Here is a 22798-nt window from a genome sequence, read left to right as displayed (position 1 = left end):
AATGCTCGAACTCGATTTCAGTCAAAAGCTGGGCGATTTGGATTTACAGGTTACGCAAACTTTACCGGCGCAGGGTATCACGGCCATTTTTGGCCTGTCGGGCGCAGGAAAAACGTCGCTGATCAACGCCATCGGCGGACTGACCAAACCTGATAATGGCCGCATCACCTTAAACGGTCGTATCTTGTCAGATGCGCAAAACAACATTTTCCTGCCGCCGGAAAAACGCCGCGTGGGCTATGTTTTCCAGGATGCGCGGCTGTTTCCCCATTATCGCGTAAAAGGCAATCTGCAATACGGCATGGCCGCGTCGATGCGCGGTCAGTTTGACAGCATCGTTCGTTTGCTGGGTATTGAATCCCTGCTGGATCGTTTTCCGCTCACCTTATCCGGGGGCGAAAAGCAGCGTGTGGCGATCGGTCGTGCCTTACTGACTGCGCCTGAAATTTTGCTGATGGATGAACCGCTGGCGGCACTGGATATCCCGCGTAAACGGGAACTGATGCCGTATCTGGAGCGTCTGGCGCAGGAAGTCAGTATTCCGATTTTATACGTAACGCACAGCCTGGATGAGATTTTGCGGCTGGCTGAAAAGGTGCTGGTTCTGGATGCTGGCAACGTGCTGGCGATGGGCGCGCTGGAAGACGTCTGGGCGAGCAATGTCATGCGTCCCTGGCTGCCAAAAGCAGAGCAGAGCAGCGTGCTGAATGTCAGTGTGCTGGAACATCATCCGCGTTATGAAATGACGGCGCTGGCGGTGGGGGATCAGCGGTTGTGGATAAGCAAAGTAGAGGAAGAACCCGGCACACCGCTGCGTATTCGTGTGAACTCCACGGACGTTTCACTGGTGTTGCAACCGACGGCCAACAACAGCAGTATCCGTAATATTCTGCCCGCCAAGGTGCTGGAATGTCTGGATATCGGCAATCAGGTGGAAGTGAAACTGGCGATGGCCGACCATATTATCTGGGCCCGCATTACGCCATGGGCGCGAGACGAACTGATGATCCGCGCCGGACAGTGGCTGTATGCGCAGATCAAAAGCGTGTCGGTGAACAGATGACGAAGGCGTGGGTTATTTGACCGGAGCGCGGAACACTTCGTAAAGCGCCAGAACCTGTTCGGCAAACGCATCGTCAATGATATAGAAATAACATTCCGGCACGTTTAGCACGCGGGCGAAATGACACATGGTGTCGAAGTTCGGGCTGTACGTGCCGCTTTCATATTGAGAAACCCGCGAGCGTGCGGTGCTTTCATCAATACCCGCTAAAACACCTAATTTTTCCTGCGTAAGTTTTGCTTTTGCTCGTGCTGACTTCAGTCGGTGAGGGATCATAGCCAATAACCATAAAAACTGTATTGACGTTATGTTAAGCATCCCTTAACATCATTGTTGTTTAGAGTTACTGAACGTTGTAACCGAAAAGTGTAGTGCAGATTTCTGAAGGCTGTATCAATCACGAAAGGAAGAACGATGAAAATGGGAAATGACTGGCATCCCGCAGATATTATTGCCGGATTACGTAAGAAAAGAACCACACTGGCCGCCGTATCACGCAAGGCAGGACTGGGGTCTTCAACGCTGGCAAACGCGCTGGCACGTCCCTGGGCAAAAGGTGAAATGCTGATTGCGCAGGCGCTCGGTGTTCCGCCGTCAAGCATCTGGCCAAGCCGTTACTTCGACGAGAAGAACTGTCGGATCCTCCGTTCTGTCAGACCGGCGAAGGTGAAAGTGGTGAAAGTAGAGAAAGCAGAGCAAGAAGAATAACCCATGTCCGGGTCAGAAGAATAACGCCTTCCCTGTAAGACATGGGAAGGCGTGCAACGCTCATCAGTTCAGCACTTTACTGCGGATAACGTCTGCAATTCCTGGCGTTTCATGGTCACCGATGACCAGCGCCGCGCGCTCTTTGATAGCATCCGCCGCATTGCCCATCGCCACGCCCAGACCGACATTTTCCAGCATGCTCAGGTCATTGTAGTTATCACCAAACGCGACCACATCCTGCATGCTCATGCCCTGAGATTCGACCCATTCCTGCAAACGACGGCCTTTGCTGTTGCCGCCTTTGGCGACGTCCACCTGATCGTGCCACGACCATTCGCACGCCAGACCCAGCTCGTTTTCCACCTGCGCCGCAAAAGTATGCAATGCATCGAGATCCTGATGGGAAGTCGCGAATTTCCAGATGGACTGCGCTTCATCAGCCGCCTCGCGCAAGCTGTTAACCTGAATAATGTTCGGGCGCTGATTTTCCGGCAGGGTTTGTCCCCAGGCGATAGAACGGCTCACATGGCCGCTGGGTTGCTGATACAGCATGGCGTCATCGACATACAACAAACCGTGAATACCGTGATACTCCAGCAGGTCGATCACTTTTTTGGCTTTCACACTGTCGAGTGGATCAGACGTTAAGACCTTACGTGCCTGATAATCATACAAATACGTGCCATTACAGCAGATAGCAGGTGTATCGAGCTGCAATGCCTGATAAAACGGATGTATCGCCACATGATGACGTCCGGTGACCACGACCACTTTGACACCCTGAGCGCGGGCATCCGCCAAAGCGGCAAGGGATTCAGGAAGGATACGTTTTTGGCGGTCCAGCAGTGTACCGTCGAGATCAAGCGCGATAATGCGATAAGTCATGAGCAGTCCGTCGTAAGTGAAGGAGGATCGGGGAAATTATCGCCATATTACCTTTTTTAGCCTGCTAATTAAACCGCGCTTCCGGCACTAAAGGTGCCGCCAGAGCGTTGGGGAATCGTGTTAACCTGAGCTACGCTTAATACCCGGCATATTTCAAGTTGCAGATGCGTTGGCTGCGCTCGCTCACGCGAATCACTTACTATAGTAAGCTCATCGGGATTAATGAGCCTCGTCCCTGAGGCTCACCCTGCGGGCCAGCGCAAGCGCTGTTCAAATCGGTTCCTGACCGATTTGTCTCTCGTTTGCCGCCTTCCTGCAACTCGAACTATTTTGGGTATTACAACTATTTGATTCTTAAAAAGGAGATGTGATGAAGCAAGTTGTCTACGTTGCCAGCCCTGAGAGCCAGCAAATCCACGCTTTTCGTCTGGCGGACGATGGTGAGCTGAGCCTGCTGCAAACGGTTGAAGTTCCGGGACAGGTTCAGCCGATGGTTATCCATCCTGATGGTCATCGCTTGTACGTCGGCGTTCGCCCTGAATTTGGCGTGCTGACTTACCACATTGATGGTGAAGGCAAACTGGAAGAGGGTGCGATGGCGCCATTACCGGGCAGTCCGACGCATCTGGGCATCGATCTGCAAGGGCGTTTTGTGTTCTCGGCTTCTTACAGCTTCAACAATGTCAGCATTCATCCTTTGAATGAAAAAGGTCACGCGCTGGCACCGGTTCAGGTTCTTGAAAATATTCAGGCGCCGCATTCTGCCAACATCGACCCAACCAACCATCTGCTGATGATCCCTGCGCTTAAAGAAGACCGCATCCGCCAGTTTGATTTCAGCGTGAAAGGTGAGGCGACACCGCATGCTTCCGCTGAGCTGAAAACGGCAGAAGGTGCCGGTCCGCGCCATATGGCATTCCACCCGAATCATCATTTTGCCTACTGTGTGAATGAGCTGAACAGCAGTGTGGATGTGTATCAGAAAGATGTCGCCAGCGGCGAATATCGTCAGGTGCAGACGCTGGGCATTATGCCGGCTGATTTCTCCGGTACCTGCTGGGCAGCCGATTTGCACATCACGCCTGACGGTAAATATCTCTACGCTTCCGACCGTACCGCGAGCCTGATTTCCATCATTACCGTCTCCGCGGATGGCAGCAAACTGGAGCTGGTCGGGCATCACGCCACTCAGACACAGCCGCGCGGTTTTAATATCGATCATTCCGGTCAGTACGTGATCACTGCCGGTCAGAAATCTGATGCGATTGAAGTGGCGAAAATTGATCCGAAAAACGGTCAGCTGACGACGCTCAAAACCTACCCGGTGGGCAAAGGCGCGATGTGGGTAAGCGTTCTGGAAATTAATTAATAACGCTGAGTTACTGGTCAGTTTTTCTCATGTTTACTTTTCAGCTGATCAATAATCCCGCCATGATATTATGATCAAGCCTCTGTATTAAGGGGCTTTTTTATTGCCTGATGCTTCTCACCAATAGTTAAGAATAATTTCCACTTTCCACTAAATGTTATTCCGCACTGGTCGATAACTCTCCCGTATTTCACTCATTCTTCGGTGGCATCTGCCGCTTCAGAGTCAGTCCTTTTGGAAATCAGGGAGAAGAAAATGAATGTACTTTCAGGGATCGCTGGCCGGGTTCGCCACGCCACCATCGCTCACAAGCTCGGCGCAGGCTTTGCGCTGGTGCTGCTACTGGGATCCTCAATCGCTTTATCCGGTATTTACCATCTCACCAGCATCAATCAACGCGCCGAAAAATCCACGCTGCTTAAAAGCATGAACGACCTGCTAAACGAGGCCAAATTTTCACGGCTTTCCTACATGGCCAGCAAAGACACGAAATTTGTTGAAGAAAACCGTCTGGCGCTGGATAAACTCGACACCGTCCGCGCCGATGTTGCGGCACATTCCTGGGCCAGCGGCGACCAGATGCTGGTGGATGCCATGCCGGATAACATCCGCCGTTATCGGGAAAGCTGGCAGCAGACGCTTAATCCGCCCGCAGGCAGTGATCCGCAGCAGATAAGCGCACAACTTGCCGCCGCGGGACTGGCGCTGACTTCTGCGTCGAACACCTTGCTGAATCATGAAATGACCAACCTTCACCATGAAGTAAGCCGTACCATTTCGGAGATGCTGGCGATTATTGTGGCGACCATTATTGCCGGGGCGCTGATTTCGTGGCGCATGACACGTCAGCTGACACTGCCGCTGCGCCGCACGCTGCAAACCGCCGAGCGTATTGCCGCCGGGGATTTATCAACCCACGCCTCCAGCCATAGCTTTGACGAAGTCGGACAGTTGAGCCGCGCTATCGAAACCATGAACCAGAACCTGCACGGCATTATCGGCGATATCCGCGAAGGCGTGATGCAGGTGACACGCGCCTCAGGCGAAATTGCAGCGGGCAATATTGACCTGTCCGCACGCACCGAAGAACAGGCTGCCGCGCTCGGGCAAACGGCGGCGAGTATGGAGCAACTGACGTCCACGGTGAAACAGAACGCCGACAATGCCACTCAGGCCAGCCAGCTGGCGTCTGATGCCGCAAACACTGCCGCTCGCGGTGGCAAGCTGGTGGCGGATGTCGTTGGTGTGATGAAAGAAATTACTGTCAGCTCGAAACAGATTTCGGAAATCACCACCGTCATCAACAGCATCGCTTTCCAGACCAACATTCTGGCGCTGAATGCGGCCGTCGAAGCGGCGAGGGCAGGCGAGCAGGGGCGCGGATTCGCCGTCGTCGCCAGTGAAGTCCGCAGCCTTGCACAGCGCAGCGGTCAGGCAGCGAAAGAAATTGAAGGCCTGATCGGTAAATCAGTCGCCAACGTGACCAGCGGTTCGCAGCTGGTCGCAAAAGCCGGTGACACGATGGAAGAAATTGTCGGTTCAGTCCGCCACGTAACGCAGATCATTCATGAGATTGCCTCGGCCTCTGACGAGCAAAGCCGGGGCATCAGTCAGATTGCGCTGGCAGTGGCAGAAATGGATACCGTGACGCAGCAAAACTCTGCGCTGGTTCAGCAGGCAGCCAGTGCGGCGGCCTCGCTCGATGAACAGGCGGTGAATCTGGAACGCACCGTGTCGGTATTCCGTCTGGGAAATGAAGCGCTCTGAAGTTGTTGCGAAACCCGATCCGCAGAACGAAAAAAAACCGCCGGAGTTAATCCCGGCGGTTCTTCATCATGTTAAATCACAACCTCAGACGACATTACTTCGCAGGCTGAGTCAGCACGTTGTTGTACTGCCACAGGCGGTTGAAGTTGGTATCGTTCAGATTACGCTGTTGTTTCTCATCTTTCGGCACGTTGCCTGCAAACGGCTGGCCGGAGAAGACGGAAGCGCCCCACGGGTTCATCTGGTCATAGCTGTTGTCGAAGCTGCTGTCGCGGATCACCAGCTGGCTGCTCGCGCCGTCAGCATCCCACGCACGACCCATTTTCGCTTTCGCTGCCTGCTCGAAACCACGGTCACCGGTCAGGTTGCTGTCGATCACCAGGAAACCGTATGGTGCGGTTGCCGGCGTATTCGGTGCGAAGATGGACGCCTGTTTCACGCCACGGCTGCTAACAGTGTGGAATTCAACGTGATCGAATACCGCATTGGCGCGACCAAACACGTAATCCACATCACCGACGATCAGGCTGTTATGCACGTAAACGCGGCTGTAACGGCTGTTGTCAGTCTGATTGTGGATATTGGCGGTGTTGGCCATAAAGGTATTCTGGCGGCCAATCAGGCGCACGTTATCCAGAATGATGTTATCTCCGTCGGTGCGCAGTGCCACAGCGGAGTGATCACCGGCATCCACGGTATCAAGCAGGGAATTACCAATGGTCAGATTCTGCAATTGCAGGCTGCTGCTCTGTGACCACACAGTTGCGGTACAACCGGTGCCGATGGTTTCAGTGGTCAGCGTTGCGCAGTTCTGGAACATATAGAATGCGCGATCACCGGGCAGGAACTGACCGGCAGGGCTGACGGTTGAACGGTAAACGGCTGGCGCTGCTGACGCTTCCAGGCCTTGGGCCAGGGTCACATCAGCGGAGCTGTTGCCGGCACCGAACAGGGTGATGGGTGGTGCGCCAGCAGGAATGTAAACCGCGCCGTTATAGGTGCCCGGCAGGATTTTAATGAAGATACGTTCGCCGTGGTTACGCACTGCCAGCGCGGCATTGACTGCCTGCTGAACGTTGGCATAAGCCGCACCGTGAGTGCCTAACTGCGGGCCGACCACGAAGTCGGTTTTCGCGCCGTCAGTGCTTGCCAGTTTAGGGAACCAGCCCTGCTGCTGAACCTGCAAAGAAGGGCCGCCAAAGGCCAGGTAATTTTTCGCTGTAAAGTTGGCCGCTTCGTCCGCAGATAACACGGGCAGTGACGCGGTGCCCGGAGCAACCTGGCTGGATAAGCCTTGATGGCTGCTGCTACATGCCGCCAGGATCAGGCTGGCAGACAACATAGCGCACGCGCGCGACAGGGTGGAAATTTTCACTGTGACTGACTCCTTGATGAAGAAGATTGTTCTTTTTTTTCAATGTTGCGGTCATCGCCGCAATAAAAAAACGGTGGCCAGTAAAACTGACCACCTTTTCTGCGTCTTTTATACCACAGGAATCAGCTGTATATCACTGTCAGTGATGCTTTGCCGAGAGTATGGAAATGCACATTGAAGCCGAGATAAGCGCCGCTGGCATTTTCATCCACTTCCAGCGTTTCTGTATCGATGGCGTATACGGTGAAGTGATAGTGATGGTGTTCGCCCTGCGGAGGTGCTGCGCCGCCATAACCGGCTTTGCCAAAATCGGTGCGGGTCTGTACGGCACCGGCAGGTAAACCGCCTTTACCGGAGCCCGCGCCTTGCGGCAATTCGGTGACGTCAGCCGGAATATTCGCCACGCCCCAGTGCCACCAGCCTGAGCCGGTAGGAGCATCGGGGTCATAAACGGTTATCACAAAACTTTTGGTGCCTTCCGGAGCACCGGACTAGGCCAGATGCGGCGACAGGTTGTCGCCGTTGTAGCCCATGCCGTTAAAAACCTGCGTTTCCGGCATTTTTTCGCCATCGCGCAAATCATTACTGGTCAGTGTAAATGCCATAAAATCCTCATCTTTTGGTGAACGGTTACCCGCAGATTACTTACTGATTTCAGCCCCGCCCAGCATTTTCAGCAAGGCCTGTGCGACCGCTTTGGAGGAGGCGGGATTCTGGCCGGTAATCAGCTTGCCGTCGATGATGGCATAAGAACGCCAGTCTGCGGCTTTGCTGTAATCACCGCCATTTTTCTTAAGTTCATCCTCGACAAGGAAGGGCACGATATCGGTCAGGCCGACGCCGTCTTCTTCGCTGTTACTAAAACCGGTCACGCGTTTGTCTTTGACCAGCGGCGTGCCATCAATCAGGACATTGCGCAAAACACCCGGCGCATGACAGACGGCAGAAACCGGTTTGCCGGCCTTCCAGAACGCCTCGATCAGCGCAATAGAATCCGCATCTTCCGCCAGATCCCACAACGGCCCGTGACCGCCGGGATAGAAAACGGCATCAAAGTCATCAGCACTGATGTCACTGAGTTTCACGGTATTTGCCAGCGCCTGTCTGGCGTTGTCATCCTTGTGAAAACGCGCCGTGGTTTCCGTCTGGGCATCCGGCTCAGAGCTTTTGGGATCCAGCGGCGGTTGCCCGCCTTTGGGTGAGGCCAGTGTCAGTTCAGCGCCTGCATCCAGAAACTCATAATACGGCGCGGTAAATTCTTCGAGCCAGAAACCTGTTTTCTTACCGGTTTCGCCGAGCTTATCGTGTGATGTCAATACAATCAGTAATTTCATGTTACCTCCTGTGGACGTCGTCAGCTGAAGTTGTCGTCAGCTGACGTTAAAGAGAGGTCAGTCCTGACCGACACGAACGACCAGTTTGCCAAAGTTTTTACCTTCCAGCAGGCCAAAGAACGCCTGCGGCGCGTTCTCTAATCCTTCCACAACATCTTCGCGGAATTTGATTTTTCCTGCTTCAAACCATTCGCTCATCTGTTTTGCAAACTCAGGATAACGATGGCCGTAATCATCAAAAATAATGAAGCCCTGCACGCGCATGCGTTTCTTCAGGATAGTTCCGGTCAGCAGCGACAGGCGATCTTGCCCGTCTTTGAGCCCGGTCGCGTTGTACTGCGAAACCAGTCCGCACACCGGAATACGTGCTTTGGTGTTAAGCAGCGGCAGCACTGCGTCGAATACCGCGCCACCGACGTTTTCGAAATACACGTCGATACCGTCCGGACAGGCCGCTTTCAGGCGTTCATCCAGATCCGGCGCGCGGTGATCCAGACATTCATCAAAGCCGAAATGTTCGACCGCATAGCGGCATTTCTCTTCGCCACCGGCAATCCCCACCACGCGACAGCCTTTGATTTTACCAATCTGCCCGACCAGCGAGCCGACCGGCCCGGTTGCCGCAGCGACCACCAGCGTTTCACCCGGTTTAGGTTCGCCGATATCCAGCAGACCCATAAAGGCCGTGAAGCCGGGCATACCCAAAACACCCAGCGCCAGGGAAGGCTGTTTGAGTGCTGCGCCTTCCAGTTTCTTCACTGCTTTGGCGTCAGCCACGGAATAATCCTGCCAGCCGGTGCTGCCGACCACTAAATCACCGGCTTTAAAATCCGGGCTTTTTGATTCCACCACGCGGGAAACTGCGCCGCCGGTCATCACTTCACCGATTTGTACCGGCGCGGCGTAAGAAGGCGCATCGCTCATCCTTCCGCGCATGTACGGATCGAGCGAAAGCCAGACGGTGCGCAGCAATAACTGGCCGTCTTTGGCTTGCGGTAACGGGGCTTTTTCCAGACGGAAATTATCATCGACAGGTTTACCGTGAGGACGTGAAGCCAGCACGATGCGGCGGTTTTCAGACTGTAACTGGGGCATAGTCATTCCTTTTCGTTTTCTTATAAGAAAGTTAAAAGCTAACGTAATTGGGAATAAGTATAGGACGCTAAACAGTTTTCGAACCAAGCGCTTTATGCCATGTTGGAAAAATTCAGACGGTTTTACCCTGAAATGTGACCATCATCTTTTCCTATGACATCCGCCGGAAAATTCCTTTAAATCTGCAGGTTGCGCAGGTATGGTCGTTAAGATTTTTGACCTGTTGCTCCACTTTATCTGCAAGATTAATAAGCATAAAAAAGGGATCCGAATGCGTAAAACGCCTCTGGCACTGAGTGCCATCTTCCTGCTACTCAGCCTGAATCAGTCGGCTGTCGCTAAAGACGCCACGCCTGCACCGCTTTATCCGGGTGTGAATGTCGCGCAACTCGCGCAGCAAGCTCCAGTTCACTGGGTGTCTGTCGCTCAGATTGAAAACAGCCTCAGCGGCCGCCCGCCGATGGCGGTGGGGTTTGATATTGATGACACCGTGCTGTTCTCCTCGCCGGGCTTTTACCGTGGTCAGGTCGAGTTTTCACCGGGTAAGCAGGATTACCTGAAGAACCCGCAATTCTGGGAAAAAATGAATAACGGTTGGGATGAATTCAGCATGCCAAAAGAGGTGGCAAAGAGCCTGATTGCCATGCACCTCAAGCGTGGCGACAGCATTTACTTCGTAACGGGACGCAGTGAAACTAAAACTGAGACTGTGACTAAAACCTTGCAGAACGATTTCCAGATCCCGCAGGACAAAGTGAATCCGGTGATTTTTGCCGGTGACAAAGCCGGGCAGAACACCAAAGTCCAGTGGCTGAAAGACAAACAGATTAAAATATTCTATGGCGATTCTGACAACGATATCACTGCCGCTCAGGCCGTGAGCGCGAGGGGCATTCGCGTACTGCGCGCTTCTAACTCAAGCTACAAACCATTGCCGCAGGCCGGTGTGTTTGGCGAAGAAGTGATTGTGAATTCCGAGTATTGAGTGGCTCCCTCCCTGCGAAGTCTCTTGATCAGGAGATCTGATCAAGAGACAGCCTTCACAGGGGGAGGAGCAAAAGTAAGACCTGTCTTCCAGGCGGCTTTACTTCACGCTCACATCAATATCGCCAAAGTATTTCTTCGAAAGCTCTTTCACCACGCCATCTTTTTGCACTTTCGCGATAGCCGTATCCAGCTTCTCTTTCAGCTGGATATCGCCTTTGCGCAGGCCGAATGCGATACCGCTGCCGAGGATTTTGTCATCCCGCACGGCGTCGCCGACAAAGCCATAATCTTTACCGTCCGGACGCGACAGGAAACCGCTCTGACCGGCTGGTGCCAGTACTAAAGTGCCATCAAGGCGACCGGAGGACAGATCCAGATAAACCTGGTTCTGATCCTGATAAGAGACGATATCTACGCCTTTCGGTGCCCAGTGTGCCTGCGCGTAGCTTTCCTGAATCGAACCCTGCAACACGCCGATATGTTTGCCTTTCAGCGAATCAACCGTTGGCAACAGACCGGAATCTTTCTTCGCAATCAGTTTGCTCGGCACGCGGTAAATCACGTTGGTGAAATCAATCGCCTGACGACGTTTTTCTGTCACGTTCATGGCGGAGTTGATTGCATCAAATTTACGCGCCTGCAATGCCGCAATCAGGCCGTCGAATGAGGTATCAAACCATTCGCATTTCACGCTGGCTGCGGCGCAGACGGCGTTGCCCAGATCGATATCAAAACCTTGTAACTCACCGGTCGCACTTTTGGATTCAAAAGGCGGATATTGCGCTTCCAGACCAAATTTGAGTGTAGAACCGTCCGCCAGTGCGGAGAAAGAAGCCACGGCACAACCTAACAGCAATGCGATTTTTAACTTTTTCATTATTCACAATTCCCCGGCGTGATTTAGATAACGTGATTTAAATAACGTAATTTAAATAAAAACATAGGCTCAGACGCGACACAGGCGGCGTGCGCCTTCGTACAACGTGTCGTTGTCTTTGGCGAAACTCAGGCGGATAAGCCCGGTGGGTTTGTTATTGCTATAAAAAGCCGAGAGCGGGATGGTGGCAATCTGATGATCGCGGATCAGGCTCAGCACAAATTCGTCGTCGGTCAGCGGGCTGAAATGACTAAAACGCGCCAGCATAAAGAAGCTGCCACGGCTTGGCAGTAATTCAAAGCGGGATTCACTGAGCGCTTCTGCCAGCAGGTCGCGCTTTTGCTGATAAAAATCCGCCAGACCTAAATAACTTTGCGGATCGGCCAGAGCTTCGGCGAAAGCCACCTGCATCGGCGTATCCGCGGAGAACATCATAAACTGATGCACTTTACGGATTTCACTCATCAGTTCGGCCGGTGCCAGACAATAGCCCACACGCCAGCCGGTGACGTGATAAGTTTTGCCGAACGACGACACAATCACACTGCGCTCTGCCAGTTGCGGATGGCAGGCCATACTTTCATGGCGCTCGCCGTCGAACACTACGTGCTCATACACTTCGTCGGACAAAATCACGATGCCGGTATCTTTGGTCAGTGCGGTAAGACGTTCGATATCGAAATCCGTGAAAATGGCGCCGGTCGGGTTGTGCGGGCTGTTGATGATGATCATCCGCGTACGGCTGTTGATCGCACTTGCTACCTGATCCCAGTCGATGCTGAAATCGTCCATCGACAGGCCGATCGCAACAGGCTTCGCGCCCTGCAAACGGACAATCGGCGCGTAGCTGTCAAAAGACGGTTCGAAATAAATCACCTCATCGCCCGCATGAACCAGTGCGCTGATGGCGGAATACAGGCCTTCGCTGGCGCTGGCAACCACGGTCACTTCACTGTCGGCGTCATATTTGCAGCCGTAAAGCGCTTCGGCTTTGGCAGAAAGCGCATGACGTAAGGCCGCCACACCGCTCATCGGCGCGTACTGGTTATGACCTTCGCGCATGGCTTTGGTGACACTTTCGATCAGCGCGGGCTGACAGGAAAAGTTCGGCGCACCTTGCGATAAATTCAGGGCATTATGCTCGGCGCTGAGCTGGCCGATGACGGTAAAAATAGTGGTGCCGACGTCCGGTAATTTAGACTGCGGCGACATGGCGCTCTTCATAGCATTTCCCCAAAAAATACAGGCCGGGCGGCCATAAGAAGGTAAAACAGGGTTTGAATGATTAAGCAACAGTTCCCCTGTGCCGACAATGGAAAGTTTGTCATACTCGTTATGATCTGAAGTCATGGCTTAATGACGTTTACAACGAGGTAACTGTGAGCTTTTCGCCTGAACTGCCGTACCTGAATTTGCCTTCGCTCAACGTGCTGAAAACGTTTGTGGTTGTAGCGCAGACGCTGAATCTGACCCATGCCGCCTCGTTGTTGCATATCACGCAGGGCGCGGTCAGCCGCCAGATAACCGGGCTTGAGTCCACGCTGGGCTATCCGTTGTTTTTGCGTCAGGCCAGAGGGCTGACGCTGACCCCGCGCGGGGCGCAACTTTTACCGCCGGTACAACAGGCGCTGGCACTGATGGGGGAAGCCCTGAAACGCGTCGGTTCGCACCCTGATACGCTGCGCATTAAATGCCCGACCTGTTCGATGCGCTGGCTGTTGCCGCGCGTTATCCAGCTGCAAAATGATCGCCCGGATATGCAGATTGAACTGACGGCATCCATCGCCCACGGCGTGGATTTCAGCAGTGAGCATTTTGATGCTGCCGTAGTCTTTGGCCGTCCGCCGGAATCATCGCGTCGCGCACATCATTTGTTTGACGAAGTGCTGACACCGGTCTGTGTGCCTGATTTTTTGCCGCGTCATAAAGGGCAAACTGCGGTGGCAGATCTTGAGGATAAAACACTGTTGCACCCGACGCGGGATCGTCGTGACTGGTTGTTATGGCTGCGGGAAGAGGGTGTTCAGGGGCTGCCTTCAGCCAAATCCCAGCATTTTGATACGCTGGATTTGGCCATTAATTCTGCGTTGCAGGGATATGGCGTGGCGATTGGCGATCTGACATTAATTGAGGACGATTTGCAGGCGGGGCGGATTGTCGCACCGTTCCCGCTTTGCGTAGCGAGCGGCGCGTCTTATACGTTGCTGTATCCGGAAAATCCGACGCCCGCACTGAAAGTGGCGATTGATTTTCTCAATGAAGAAGCGCGGCTCAGCCGGGAAAAGCTGAGCGCGCTGTTATCAACGTCACACCGGTTAGTCAGCGCAAACTGATCAGTACAGCGCAGCCAGTGCGCTGGCGATGGCACCGGTCAGTTTGCTCAACTCTTCTGCCGAAATGATGTACGGCGGCATCAGGTAAATCAGCTTGCCGAACGGACGGATCCACACGCCTTGCTCAACGAAGTGTTTCTGCAACTGCGCCATATTCACCGGCTGGCGCATCTCTACCACCCCAATTGCGCCCAGCACCCGCACGTCGGCGACGGCCGGATGTTCCGCGAGTGGCTGTAATTCGGTTTTCAGTTGTTTTTCAATATTCAGAACCTGTGCCTGCCAGCGGTTTTCGGCTAACAACCGCAGGCTGGCATTGGCGACCGCGCAGGCCAGCGGATTGCCCATAAAGGTCGGGCCATGCATGAAACATCCCGCCTCGCCATTACTTATCACTTCAGCGACGTGACGCGTGGTTAAGGTAGCCGAAAGCGTCATATAGCCTCCGGTCAGCGCTTTGCCGAGACACAGAATATCCGGCGAAATCCCGGCGTGATCGCAGGCAAACAGCTTGCCGGTACGGCCAAACCCGGTGGCAATTTCATCGGCAATCAGCAGCACGCCGTATTCGTCGCATAACTTGCGCACGCGTTTGAGATACAACGGATGGTAGATCCGCATTCCACCCGCGCCCTGAACCACCGGTTCCAGAATGACGGCCGCGATTTTGCTGTGGTTCTCGTCGAGCATTCTGGCGAACGGCGCGATATCCGTTTCATCCCATTCGCCGTCAAAGCGGCTTTGCGGCGCATCGGCGAACAGATGCTGCGGCAGATATCCCTGATACAAACTGTGCATCGAATTTTGCGGATCGCACACTGACATCGCGCCAAAGGTATCGCCGTGATAGCCGTTGCGCAGCGTCAGCAAGGTCTGACGTTTTTCGCCGCGCGCCTGCCAGTATTGCATCGCCATTTTCAGCGCCACTTCTACGGCAACCGAACCCGAATCCGCCAGAAACACGCATTCCAGTCCGGCAGGCGTCATTTCCACCAGACGGCGCGACAGCGCAATTGCTGACGGATGCGTGATCCCGCCAAACATCACATGTGACATTTTGCCGATTTGTTCGACTGCGGCCTGATTGAGCTGCGGGTGATTGTATCCGTGGATCGCTGCCCACCAGGATGACATGCCGTCAACCAGCTGACGTCCATCGGCGAGTTGCAACATCACGCCGGACGCGGATTCCACGGCATACGCGGGCAGCGGTTTGGTCATCGAAGTGTACGGATGCCAGATGTGGCGCTGATCGAATTCAATATCGGCGGGGGTCATAAATGAGTCCTGGGGGAGCTAAGTTGTAAACTAAAAAATAATTTTAACGTTGACGGTAAACCAAAACAAATTAAAAATGGTTTACTAATCATAAAATATTAACCCCAAAATCATTCTGATTGCATTATTTGGAGATGTCGTCATGTCCCACTGGACGCTGGAAAAAACGCAGGCCTTGTTCGATAAGCCATTCCTCGAGCTGATGTTCGAAGCTCAGCAAATTCACCGTCAACATTTTGACCCGCGTCAGGTGCAGGTCAGCACCTTGCTGTCGATTAAAACCGGTGCCTGTCCGGAAGACTGTAAATACTGCCCACAGAGTTCCCGTTACAAAACCGGACTGGAATCTGAACGTCTGATGCAAGTGGAACAGGTGCTGGAATCTGCCCGTCAGGCAAAAGCCGCCGGTTCGACCCGTTTCTGCATGGGCGCCGCGTGGAAAAATCCGCACGACCGTGACATGCCGTATCTCGAACAAATGGTTCAGGGTGTGAAAGAAATGGGCATGGAAACCTGCATGACGCTCGGCACGCTGAACACCACGCAGGCGCAGCGTCTGGCGCACGCCGGTCTGGATTTCTACAACCATAACCTCGATACCTCACCGGAATTTTACGGCAGCATCATTACCACCCGCAGCTATCAGGAACGTCTGGATACGCTGGCGGAAGTGCGCGGTGCGGGCATTAAAGTCTGTTCCGGCGGAATTGTCGGTCTGGGTGAAACCGTTAAAGATCGCGCCGGTCTGCTGATGCAACTGGCGAATCTGCCGGTACCGCCGGAAAGCGTGCCAATCAACATGCTGGTGAAAGTCAAAGGCACGCCGCTGGCTGATAACGACGATGTGGATCCTTTCGATTTTATCCGCACCATTGCCGTGGCGCGCATCATGATGCCGCAATCTTACGTGCGCCTTTCCGCAGGTCGCGAGCAGATGAGCGAGCAGACGCAGGCGATGTGCTTTATGGCCGGTGCTAACTCGATTTTCTACGGCTGCAAACTGCTGACCACGCCGAACCCGGCAGAAGATAAAGACTTAATTCTGTTTGGCAAACTGGGGCTGAATCCTCAGTCCTTCGAAACAGAAATGGGCGACAACCAGCAGCAGGCCGCGCTGGCCGAACAACTGGTTCATGCTGATACCGATCAGTTCTACAACGCGGCGGTATAACCGGTGAGCTGGCAAACGCGGATCAACGAAGCAGTCGCGGCGCGGAAACAGGCGGCGGCATTTCGTGTGCGCCAGCCGAACGAGGGCGGCAGCGCGCGTTTTCTGACGCAGAATGAGCGGCGTTATCTGAATTTTTCGGGCAACGATTATCTCGGCCTGAGCCAGAACCGCGATGTGATCGCCGCGTGGCAGCAGGGCGCGGAGAAATATGGCGTCGGCAGCGGCGGGTCTGGTCACGTCACCGGTTACAGTCAGGCGCATGCCGAGTTTGAGCAGCAACTGGCGGACTGGCAGGGTTATCCGCGTGCGTTGCTGTTTATCTCCGGTTTTGCCGCCAATCAGGCGATCCTTGCCGCGCTGATGCAGGCTGAGGATCGCGTGCTGGCCGATAAACTCAGTCATGCGTCTTTACTGGAAGCCGCGGCACATGCGCCTTCGCAATTACGGCGTTTTCATCACAATCAGCCGGATTCCCTGCAGCGTCTGCTGGAAAAGCCGGTCAGCGGTGAAACGCTGGTGGTTACAGAAGGCGTATTCAGTATGGACGGTGACGCTGCGCCATTGGCTGAGCTGCATAATTTGTCGAAAACGCACGGCAGCTGGCTGATGGTGGATGATGCGCACGGCGTGGGCGTGACCGGCGAAGAAGGACGCGGAAGTTGCTGGCAGCAGGGCGTGCGGCCTGAGCTGCTGGTCGTCACATTCGGAAAAGCGTTCGGCTGCAGCGGGGCGGCAGTGCTGTGTGATGATGTGACTGCGGATTATCTGTTGCAGTTCGCCCGTCATCTGATTTACAGCACGGCGATGCCCGCCGCACAGGTGTGTGCGTTACAGGCTGCGCTGGCACGAGTCCGGCAGCACGACGACTTGCGTGATAAACTGGCGGCCAATATTGCCCGTTTTCGCGCGGGAGCCGCCGGTTTACCCTATCAGCTGACCGGTTCACAGACCGCTATTCAGCCCGTTATTGTGGGTGAGAATCAGCCAGCGCTGGATCTGGCTTCGGCGTTGCGTGAACGCGGGTTGTGGATCAGCGCCATCCGTCCGCCGACGGTGCCGCCGGGCAGTGCGCGGTTGCGTATCACCCTGACGGCAGCGCATGAGCCGGAAGATATCGATTTTTTGCTGGAGTCCCTTCATGGGTGCAGTCACTGAATTAGTGAACAAACAAGCGGTGGCCGACGCGTTCAGTCGCGCCGCCATCAGTTATGAAAACGCCGCACAGTTGCAGCGTGATGTAGGCGAGGAATTACTGGCGCTCGCAGCGCCGTATCTTAAAGACGCCGGCAATCTGGTCGTCGATGCGGGTTGCGGCACCGGACATTTTAGCCGTCACTGGAAGGCGCAGGGCAAAAAGGTTATTGCGCTGGATCTCTCCGACGGCATGTTAGACCGTGCCCGTGAGCTGGATTCCGCCGATGAATATGTGCCGGGCGACATAGAACGTTTGCCGTTCGCCGACAATTCTGTCGACATTTGTTTCAGCAATCTGGCGGTGCAGTGGTGTAACGCGTTACCGCGCGCGCTGGAAGAAATGCACCGCGTCACCCGCAACGGCGGGCTGGTACTGTTTTCCACGCTGGCGGAAGGTTCGCTTAACGAACTGGCTGCGGCATGGATGAAAGTCGATGGCCGCCGTCACGTGAACCAGTTTCTGACGCCGGACAAAATAGCCGAAGCCTGCGCACCGTACCGCCACGAAGTAACCTTCAGCGACCACGTGGCCGAATTCCCCGATGTGATGTCACTGATGCGCTCGCTGAAAGGCATCGGCGCGACGCACATCAAAAACGGCCGCCTCGGCGGTCTGGGCGGACGCGGACGTCTGCAATTGCTGGAAAAACACTACGTCCGGCGCGACGGCATCCTGCCCCTCAACTACCGGCTGGTCTACGGCATTTTGCAGGTCGAAGAACTTATCCCACGTTAACAAAGCTCCTCCCTGGTTTGAAACTGGCGCGGTCTGCTCCCTCCCCTGCGAAGGGGAGGGCTGGGGTGGGGTATTAATGGCAACTCTGGAGTCGTCTTTAAAACCCCCTCCCGACATCCCCCTTCGCAGGGGGAGGAGCAAAACCTGATTTCAATGCGGGGAGGGAGCCAACCAACCCCAGGCTTTTCATGAAACAAAAATACTTCATTACCGGCACCGACACTGAAGTCGGAAAAACCGTCGCGACCACCGCATTCTTGCAGGCTGCCGCATGTGCCGGACACACAACCGCCGGATACAAACCGGTGGCATCTGGCAGTGAAATGACCGCCGAAGGGCCACGTAACAGCGATGCTCTGGCGTTGCAGGCTTACAGCACCGTGGGTCTGCGTTATGACGAAGTGAATCCCTGCACTTTTATCGAACCGACCTCACCGCACATCGTCAGCGAACTGGAAAAGCGTCCGGTTGACCCGCAGGTGTTATCCGCAGGTTTACGCCATCTGGAACCGCTGGCGGACTGGGTAATTGTGGAAGGCGCGGGCGGCTGGTATACGCCACTGACCGCGGATTATACCTTTGCTGACTGGGTTATCGCCGAGCAGTTGCCGGTGGTGTTAGTGGTGGGAATGCGCCTCGGCTGCATTAACCACGCGGTGCTGACGGCGCAGGCCATCGCACAAAGCGGATTGCATCTGGCGGGCTGGATAGCCAACGACGTGCAGGAAACGGGGAAGCATCATCAGGCGTATATGGATACGCTCACGCGTATGCTGCCTGCGCCGCTGCTGGGCGAGATCCCGTACCTGAGCGCCGGACTGGACGTTAATCTGGGACAATATCTGGATCTTGACCGTCTCACGGCGTGAAACATCAGACCGTCAGATAGTTTTTGATTAACTGATCGTCGAGCTGTGCCAGCGTGCCCTGTGCGACATTGCGGCCGCCATCGACCAGACAGAACCGGTCGGCGACGCTGCGGAAGAACGGCAGTTTGTGGCCGACCAGCAATAATGTCAGACCCAGATCCCGGTTCAGGCGGTGAATAATATTGCCCATGTTCGCCGCCATCGATGCGCTGGTGTGCTCGGTCGGTTCATCCAGTATCAGTAATTCCGGCTCCTGAACCAGCGCCCGGCTGATGGCCAGCTGTTGCTGCTGGCTTTCATCAAGTTCTCCTGCCTTACGCGTGCCCATCTCCTTTAACGCCGGAAACAGGTCATAGACTTCTTCAGGCACGCGACGCGTCTTATTCCGGCTCGCCATCATGGCGATTTGCAGGTTTTCATCGACACTCATCTGCGAAAAAATCTGCCGCCCCTGAGGTACATAACCGATACCCATCTGTGCGCGGCTTTCCACAGGCAGATTCAGCAGACTTTGCGGCTCTTCATCACGCGATTGCCAGGAAATTGCGCCGCTTTTCACCGGAAGATGCCCCATGATGCAATTGATCAGCGTCGTTTTGCCCACGCCATTTCGCCCGATCAGGCAGGTGCATTGCCCGCGGTACAGTTCGAGATTGATGTCCCAAAGAATATGTTTTTGCCCATAGTACTGATTAACGGATTTTACACTTAACATCAGACATACCTCCCTCATGGCGCTTTTCACCGGACTGCATTTTGACGGCCACTGTCATGTTTCTGACATTTATGTTCCGCTGTATGCGCGTTCTACAGGGGAATCCTTCACGAAATCTCTTCAAAGAGTGAATTTGCAACTCTCAGGCCAAGTTTTACCAGGCAGTGATAAAAAGAGACGTTACGTGGCTGTTAACAGGCCACGTACGGATGATTTAGGATTATTCATGAGTATTGTCAGGATTTGGAGATTCGGCGTGAGCCGTTGTAAAAGGAAACTGCACTTTGGCAGTGCCGGTTTCACTAATTTTGGTGCAAGGTTTGCGCCGTTGAGAAGCTGGAAAATCCTGATCAGATGCACTTTTGGGTTTTGCAAGGAACATCCGCTCGGAAATCCAGGCGAAATAGGCATAAATAAGGAGATAAAAAAGATAAAAAATAACTAAAAAAGAGCTCTCAGGCGCTGACGGAGCAAAAAATGGTTTTTTACCAACTCCCGCCGCGCCTGGTGTACTGAGACTTATCCACTATTCCTGTGGATAACCTTGTGCATGAGAGTAAGAAAAGTTGCTACAGACGAGTCAGGACGCGGCTTGCGCTCAGTTTGCCCGTATTCGCAGCTTTTTGATGATGTGGTTTTATATCAATGAGTTAGTTAAAAGCAATACAGGCGTAATTCGTTCGTCACAGTTGTGTCAATCTTCGTCAAGCTGTGGTCAGAAAGTGAATAGCGGTAAATATCGGGATAAAAATGTCAACTGATGGTGAGATTTCTCATTTGCCATAACCTAAAAAAGTGCAGTGGCAGCAAGATGTTAAAAGAGGTGCCGTTTTTATTGATTGGAAGCTGGTTTTATATACAGTATTATAATGGCGGTAAAATTTGGACTGGCAAAAATTGCCAAGTCTTTCATACTATTTTTCCCCGAACTGTTCACCGGTTCAGCCCGTACGGCCTTGTGCATTTCCATTTCAGTCAGGTAGCCCGTCATGAGTAAAGAGTTCAAACTGCATTCCGAATTTAAACCTTCAGGCGATCAGCCTGAGGCGATACGCCGCCTGGAAGAAGGGCTGGAGAACGGGCTGGCGCACCAGACGTTGCTCGGGGTGACCGGTTCAGGCAAAACTTTTACCGTGGCGAATGTGATTGCTGACCTGAACCGTCCGACGATGGTGCTCGCCCCGAACAAAACGCTCGCGGCGCAGCTTTATGGCGAGATGAAAGAGTTCTTTCCGGAGAACGCGGTGGAATATTTTGTCTCCTACTACGATTACTATCAGCCCGAGGCCTATGTCCCGAGCTCAGACACTTTTATTGAAAAAGACGCCTCAGTGAACGAACACATTGAGCAAATGCGTCTTTCCGCGACTAAAGCCCTGCTGGAACGCCGGGATGTCATCGTGGTAGCGTCAGTTTCTGCCATCTACGGTCTGGGTGACCCCGACTTGTATTTGAAAATGATGCTGCATCTGACCAAAGGGATGATTATCGATCAGCGAGCCATTCTGCGTCGTCTGGCGGAGCTGCAATATTCCCGTAACGATCAGGCTTTTCAGCGCAGTACTTTCCGCGTGCGCGGGGAAGTCATTGACGTGTTCCCGGCAGAATCTGACGATCTGGCGCTACGCATTGAACTGTTCGATCAGGAAGTCGAACGTCTGTCGCTGTTTGATCCGCTGACCGGTCAGGTTCAGCACGAAGTGCCGCGTTTCACCATCTACCCAAAAACGCACTACGTGACCCCACGTGAACGCATCGTGCAGGCGATGGAAGAAATCAAAGTCGAACTGGCGGATCGCCGTAAAGTGCTGCTGGCCAATAACAAACTGCTGGAAGAACAGCGTATCAGCCAGCGCACGCAGTTTGATCTCGAAATGATGAACGAGCTGGGTTATTGCTCCGGTATCGAAAACTACTCGCGCTACCTTTCAGGGCGCGGGCCGGGCGAGGCACCTCCGACGCTGTTCGACTATCTGCCTGCCGACGGTTTGCTGATTGTTGATGAATCCCACGTGACCATCCCGCAAATCGGCGGGATGTACAAAGGCGACCGCTCGCGTAAAGAAACGCTGGTTGAATACGGTTTCCGTCTGCCTTCCGCGCTGGATAACCGCCCGATGCGCTTTGAGGAATTCGAAGCGCTGGCGCCGCAAAGTATTTATGTCTCGGCCACGCCGGGTAAATACGAACTGGAGAAATCCGGTGATGATGTGGTCGATCAGGTGGTGCGTCCGACCGGTCTGCTGGATCCGATCATCGAAGTGCGTCCGGTGACCACCCAGGTGGACGACTTGCTGTCTGAAATTCGTAAACGTGTGGCGGTTAACGAGCGTGTGCTGGTCACTACGCTGACCAAGCGTATGGCGGAAGACCTGACCGAGTATCTGGAAGAACACGGCGAGAAAGTACGTTACCTGCACTCTGACATCGATACCGTCGAGCGTGTGGAGATCATCCGCGATTTACGTCTGGGTGAATTCGATGTGCTGGTCGGTATCAACTTACTGCGAGAAGGGCTGGATATGCCGGAAGTGTCGCTGGTGGCCATTCTGGATGCGGACAAAGAAGGCTTCCTGCGTTCTGAACGCTCGCTGATCCAGACCATTGGCCGTGCGGCGCGTAACCTCAACGGTAAAGCGATTCTCTACGGTGATAAAATTACCAACTCGATGGCCCGCGCCATTGAAGAAACCGAACGTCGCCGCGCCAAACAGGAAGCGTATAACCTCGAAAACGGCATCACGCCGATGGGGCTGAACAAGAAGATCTCCGACATCCTGCAACTCGGTCAGCCTAAGACCAAAAAGAACAAAGACAAACGCGATGCAGAAGCGGCGCAGACCTTCAAATCGCTTACGCCGAAAGCGCTGGAGCAACGCATCAAAGAGCTGGAAAGCAAGATGTATGCGCACGCGCAGAATCTGGAATTCGAAGAAGCAGCCAATACCCGCGACGAACTGCATGCCTTGCGCGAGCAGTTTATTGCCATTTCATAACGAGAAGGGTGGTAGACTGCGCGGCTTAAAAATCATGACCCAGACA

Annotated in this window: 21 protein-coding genes and 1 pseudogene; 12 read left to right on the top strand and 10 right to left on the bottom strand. The window is 54.0% G+C overall.

The window, feature by feature from the left end:
• Position 1: 1 nt before the first annotated feature.
• Positions 2-1063 (top strand): molybdenum ABC transporter ATP-binding protein ModC, encoded by a 1062-nt coding sequence (modC, locus tag ACJY2G_RS12730; protein ID WP_113877914.1) that lies wholly within the window; start codon positions 2-4, stop codon positions 1061-1063.
• 12 nt (positions 1064-1075) lie between these two features.
• Here the strand turns inward: modC and ACJY2G_RS12725 are convergent, their stop codons facing one another.
• Positions 1076-1339, bottom strand: coding sequence for a helix-turn-helix domain-containing protein (locus ACJY2G_RS12725; protein WP_112291849.1), 264 nt, complete (start codon positions 1337-1339; stop codon positions 1076-1078).
• Positions 1340-1483: 144 nt separating this feature from the next.
• Between ACJY2G_RS12725 and ACJY2G_RS12720 the strand changes: the two genes are divergently transcribed.
• Positions 1484-1771 (top strand): helix-turn-helix domain-containing protein, encoded by a 288-nt coding sequence (locus tag ACJY2G_RS12720; RefSeq protein WP_120160726.1) that lies wholly within the window; start codon positions 1484-1486, stop codon positions 1769-1771.
• 63 nt (positions 1772-1834) lie between these two features.
• On the opposite strand, the gene ACJY2G_RS12715 is transcribed toward ACJY2G_RS12720, so the two are convergent.
• A complete protein-coding gene (locus tag ACJY2G_RS12715; protein ID WP_120160426.1) occupies positions 1835-2656 on the bottom strand; it encodes a pyridoxal phosphatase in 822 nt (273 codons plus the stop codon).
• Between the two features lie 370 nt (positions 2657-3026).
• Between ACJY2G_RS12715 and pgl the strand changes: the two genes are divergently transcribed.
• A complete protein-coding gene (pgl, locus tag ACJY2G_RS12710; protein WP_430318978.1) occupies positions 3027-4025 on the top strand; it encodes a 6-phosphogluconolactonase in 999 nt (332 codons plus the stop codon).
• Positions 4026-4280: 255 nt separating this feature from the next.
• On the top strand, positions 4281-5792 hold the full coding sequence (locus ACJY2G_RS12705; RefSeq protein ID WP_430318979.1) for a methyl-accepting chemotaxis protein: 1512 nt from the start codon (positions 4281-4283) through the stop codon (positions 5790-5792).
• A gap of 94 nt (positions 5793-5886) precedes the next feature.
• Here ACJY2G_RS12705 and ACJY2G_RS12700 read toward each other — a convergent pair whose 3' ends face one another.
• From ACJY2G_RS12700 to ACJY2G_RS12685, 4 genes and pseudogenes are all read right to left on the bottom strand, one after another.
• Complete coding sequence (locus tag ACJY2G_RS12700; protein ID WP_430318980.1) at positions 5887-7167, bottom strand: putative acyl-CoA thioester hydrolase; 1281 nt, start codon at positions 7165-7167, stop codon at positions 5887-5889.
• A 122-nt stretch (positions 7168-7289) separates the two neighbouring features.
• Positions 7290-7772: pseudogene (locus ACJY2G_RS12695) on the bottom strand (kinase inhibitor).
• A gap of 36 nt (positions 7773-7808) precedes the next feature.
• The gene (locus ACJY2G_RS12690; protein WP_430318981.1) at positions 7809-8501 is read right to left on the bottom strand and encodes a type 1 glutamine amidotransferase domain-containing protein; all 693 of its coding nucleotides are present in this window, start codon (positions 8499-8501) and stop codon (positions 7809-7811) included.
• Between the two features lie 57 nt (positions 8502-8558).
• Entirely contained in the window at positions 8559-9596 is a 1038-nt protein-coding gene (locus tag ACJY2G_RS12685) for an NADP-dependent oxidoreductase (RefSeq protein ID WP_430318982.1), read from the bottom strand.
• 271 nt (positions 9597-9867) lie between these two features.
• Between ACJY2G_RS12685 and aphA the strand changes: the two genes are divergently transcribed.
• A complete protein-coding gene (aphA, locus tag ACJY2G_RS12680; protein ID WP_112291817.1) occupies positions 9868-10581 on the top strand; it encodes an acid phosphatase AphA in 714 nt (237 codons plus the stop codon).
• A gap of 99 nt (positions 10582-10680) precedes the next feature.
• Here the strand turns inward: aphA and ACJY2G_RS12675 are convergent, their stop codons facing one another.
• The gene (locus ACJY2G_RS12675) at positions 10681-11460 is read right to left on the bottom strand and encodes an ABC transporter substrate-binding protein (protein WP_430318983.1); all 780 of its coding nucleotides are present in this window, start codon (positions 11458-11460) and stop codon (positions 10681-10683) included.
• A 69-nt stretch (positions 11461-11529) separates the two neighbouring features.
• Entirely contained in the window at positions 11530-12684 is a 1155-nt protein-coding gene (locus ACJY2G_RS12670; RefSeq protein ID WP_112291426.1) for a methionine aminotransferase, read from the bottom strand.
• Positions 12685-12839: 155 nt separating this feature from the next.
• Between ACJY2G_RS12670 and ACJY2G_RS12665 the strand changes: the two genes are divergently transcribed.
• On the top strand, positions 12840-13793 hold the full coding sequence (locus ACJY2G_RS12665) for a LysR substrate-binding domain-containing protein (RefSeq protein ID WP_120160440.1): 954 nt from the start codon (positions 12840-12842) through the stop codon (positions 13791-13793).
• Here the strand turns inward: ACJY2G_RS12665 and bioA are convergent, their stop codons facing one another.
• A complete protein-coding gene (bioA, locus tag ACJY2G_RS12660; protein ID WP_430318984.1) occupies positions 13794-15071 on the bottom strand; it encodes an adenosylmethionine--8-amino-7-oxononanoate transaminase in 1278 nt (425 codons plus the stop codon).
• Between the two features lie 142 nt (positions 15072-15213).
• On the opposite strand from bioA, the gene bioB reads away from it, so the two are divergent.
• The 4 genes from bioB to bioD all read left to right on the top strand — a co-directional run bounded on the left by bioB (position 15214) and on the right by bioD (position 19041).
• Positions 15214-16242, top strand: coding sequence for a biotin synthase BioB (gene bioB, locus ACJY2G_RS12655; protein ID WP_113877904.1), 1029 nt, complete (start codon positions 15214-15216; stop codon positions 16240-16242).
• Between the two features lie 3 nt (positions 16243-16245).
• Positions 16246-17397, top strand: coding sequence for an 8-amino-7-oxononanoate synthase (bioF, locus tag ACJY2G_RS12650; protein WP_430318985.1), 1152 nt, complete (start codon positions 16246-16248; stop codon positions 17395-17397).
• On the top strand, positions 17381-18172 hold the full coding sequence (bioC, locus tag ACJY2G_RS12645) for a malonyl-ACP O-methyltransferase BioC (RefSeq protein ID WP_430318986.1): 792 nt from the start codon (positions 17381-17383) through the stop codon (positions 18170-18172). Before bioF ends, bioC begins: the two co-directional genes overlap by 17 nt.
• Before the next feature lie 188 nt (positions 18173-18360).
• Entirely contained in the window at positions 18361-19041 is a 681-nt protein-coding gene (gene bioD, locus ACJY2G_RS12640; protein ID WP_112291703.1) for a dethiobiotin synthase, read from the top strand.
• A 4-nt stretch (positions 19042-19045) separates the two neighbouring features.
• Here the strand turns inward: bioD and ACJY2G_RS12635 are convergent, their stop codons facing one another.
• Complete coding sequence (locus ACJY2G_RS12635; RefSeq protein WP_430318987.1) at positions 19046-19756, bottom strand: ABC transporter ATP-binding protein; 711 nt, start codon at positions 19754-19756, stop codon at positions 19046-19048.
• Positions 19757-19772: 16 nt separating this feature from the next.
• Between ACJY2G_RS12635 and ACJY2G_RS12630 the strand changes: the two genes are divergently transcribed.
• Complete coding sequence (locus tag ACJY2G_RS12630; protein WP_112291707.1) at positions 19773-20201, top strand: hypothetical protein; 429 nt, start codon at positions 19773-19775, stop codon at positions 20199-20201.
• A 544-nt stretch (positions 20202-20745) separates the two neighbouring features.
• A complete protein-coding gene (uvrB, locus tag ACJY2G_RS12625; RefSeq protein WP_112291709.1) occupies positions 20746-22752 on the top strand; it encodes an excinuclease ABC subunit UvrB in 2007 nt (668 codons plus the stop codon).
• The last annotated feature ends 46 nt before the right edge of the window (positions 22753-22798 follow it).

The organism is Rahnella sp. ATs2 (assembly GCF_051851855.1).
Lineage (GTDB): Bacteria > Pseudomonadota > Gammaproteobacteria > Enterobacterales > Enterobacteriaceae > Rahnella > Rahnella variigena.
This window is presented reverse-complemented; position numbering and strand designations above follow the sequence as displayed.